The 2,345-nt window shown below is 45.8% G+C and carries 2 protein-coding genes; one reads left to right on the top strand and one right to left on the bottom strand.

Annotated elements, in window-relative coordinates:
- Window positions 1-99 precede the first annotated feature (99 nt).
- Window positions 100-1,644 carry a hypothetical protein gene (locus tag AK963_RS27870; RefSeq protein WP_175404701.1) on the bottom strand — a complete coding sequence of 515 codons (1,545 nt, stop codon included), beginning with the start codon at window positions 1,642-1,644 and terminating at the stop codon, window positions 100-102.
- A gap of 16 nt (window positions 1,645-1,660) precedes the next feature.
- On the opposite strand from AK963_RS27870, the gene AK963_RS33835 reads away from it, so the two are divergent.
- Window positions 1,661-1,894 carry a hypothetical protein gene (locus AK963_RS33835; protein WP_175404700.1) on the top strand — a complete coding sequence of 78 codons (234 nt, stop codon included), beginning with the start codon at window positions 1,661-1,663 and terminating at the stop codon, window positions 1,892-1,894.
- Window positions 1,895-2,345: the final 451 nt, after the last annotated feature.

Below are 2,345 nucleotides of genomic sequence, written 5' to 3'. Positions count from 1 at the left end.
GAAAATCAACATCATTAAAACCTTCGGGTAGCTGTGGTCGACGAGACATCTGTTCTAGATAATGCATGGTAATGATGCCTAAGCATAGTTGGCGGCAGCTTAAGGATTTAGAAAATGCGATTGGTATAAGATGCTTTCTTTATGATCTGAAGAAAAACCTGGTAGAGCTGAAAGAGTCTCCTGCTTTGAAAGCTCTTTTGCCATCCTTTTAGCCAGCTCTGAACCCTGTTGCAGCTCTAATTTGGTATGGCGAGCATCAAAGGTCAGCTTAGGTTCGCAGTCAAGATTTTCACTGGTAGGAGAAACACCGGTTAAATCGAGTTTCAGCTGGTCAACTTGGGCTGTTAAAGGCAGATCTTCATCACCTTGAACACTTAGTGTGTTACAGCCAACGTGCACAGGAAACAGCCAGTTGCTGGCAATATTTTCTTCCAGAATATTTGATATCTCATCAAAAATGATCGTATCACTTTTTATTAGAATCTCTCGCGCTACGGCTCTGGCTGCATCTTTATGAAGACCGACCATGAAGGACTGGCTTTGGACCCATAGCTGCTCTGGTTTTATTGTCGGGTTGAGGAGGTCTTTTGTGATAGGGCGGCCTTCTCTCAGAGCTGACAGTGTCTCTCCCCACGATGCTTTGAAGGTTAGTTGCAGGTCGCCAACATTCAGATCACTTGAGATTGACTCACCACCGGCCAAAGGGTAAGTCAGAGTGCCGCTCAGTTTGGCAATTGCGATTAGAGGGCAATGTGCCTGGTCCTTCTCTCTGAAACTTAATAATTCTGGCTGGAACTCAATTTTGATGTCAGACAGCTTAATGGGACCATGCTGCTCGAGAGAGTCAATAGTCAGCTCAGGTAAGCTCAGCACATAACCCCCGGGTGTCTTAGTCAGGGCCGTCCCCTTGTTCAGAGTGATATCTGTCTGGCCGAGGGAAATGGTCAGGGTGGCGGGGAGATTGGCACTGATTCCTGCTAGTGAGACAGCGGATCTGAGCTGTGCTTTCTGGCGGCTCAGGGTGATACCGGGCTTTTGGAGTTGGGCATGGACCTGCCCATTAACAGTTACATCACCCGGCAGTGTCAGTTGTTGGGTATTGGTCCGAAGGTCGGCGTTATGAGCGCCAGCCTTGAGAGTAACAGATTTGTCACGGTGCTCATGGACCTGGCATTGGACAGTACCGAGAGTGATCTTGCCTTTCTGTTGCCCATCCGTGACCAAGACAGCCCGTGGTATCTGAAGCGAGGCCTTCCTGCTGCCGGTTTGGAATGTTGGCTGAGTAACTGAACGGTTTTGCGCCGTTTCAGGTAAAAGTGATTGGGCAAGGCAAGCTTGAGGCTCATGTAAATCAAGGCTCAGTTGTTGCCCATTGAATTGGTCTAATAATGCTCTTGCCTGTCTGGAGGTTTCCCCGGTCAATATATTATGTTCGGTTAAAAAACTGACCAGGCTTGTGGCTTCTTTGGAGGCCTCGGCAAGTGTGATGCGACTCCTGTTGGTTCTGATATTAAGTCTTGGAGTGCATCCTTTTTCTGGTGTTAGCTCTACATTGGTCAGTTCGGCGTTTAGCTGAGAAGAGTGAAAATCAATGGGGAGGGTATCGTCACCATGCACTATCAGTTGTTCGCAATTAACATGCATTGGAAACAGCTGCTGCTTGAAAATTAAGTCCAGCAGTGGTTTTAATATTTTCTCTGAGGGGGCCGAATTATGTGGTTCTTTTAGCATTTTTGACTTTGCAAAGGTTTTTACTGATTTTCCAACAAGTCCTGCTTCAACAGATTGTCCCTTAATCCAGATTTCTGACAGTGGATTTTTCTTGCTACTTTTTATTTTGCTTAGAAGTGATACTAAGAATTTTGGAACACCTCTAGGTTTGGCAACAACATAATGATGAAATGCTTTGCTCCACTCTGCTTGAATTGTTAGCTTCAGATCATGGAGATCAAGGTCTGACTCTATACACTGACCGTTTTCGTAGAAATACTTCATTTTGCAGGAAAGTTTTTCGATGCAGATAACCGGTAGTTGCTGACCGTCCCGTTGCTCAAAATCAAGTGGTTTAAGCTTTAATCGCAGGTCTGATAGTTCAATTGGGAAACCCGTTGGTGAGTCAATCGCTAGCCATTCCAGCTCAAGATCAGTTCTTTTGTGTATTTTTTCTGCATCGGCCTCAGTCCCTTTTCTAGCTTCATGATACAGTTTTCTTGGAGAGGTGTCATCACCGATGTAATAAGTCTTCAAAACACCAGTTTAATTTGACCTCCCGATTAACCCTTTTCTGGCCGATTGTTTTCCTGTTGGTATCAAGCAGGGAGCAGCGCCATGACCAATCGAGAGGA

Source organism: Endozoicomonas atrinae (assembly GCF_001647025.1).
In the GTDB taxonomy this organism is placed as follows: Bacteria; Pseudomonadota; Gammaproteobacteria; order Pseudomonadales; family Endozoicomonadaceae; genus Endozoicomonas; species Endozoicomonas atrinae.
Note: the sequence above shows the minus strand (reverse complement) of the source record. Positions and strands in the feature narration are given on the sequence as shown.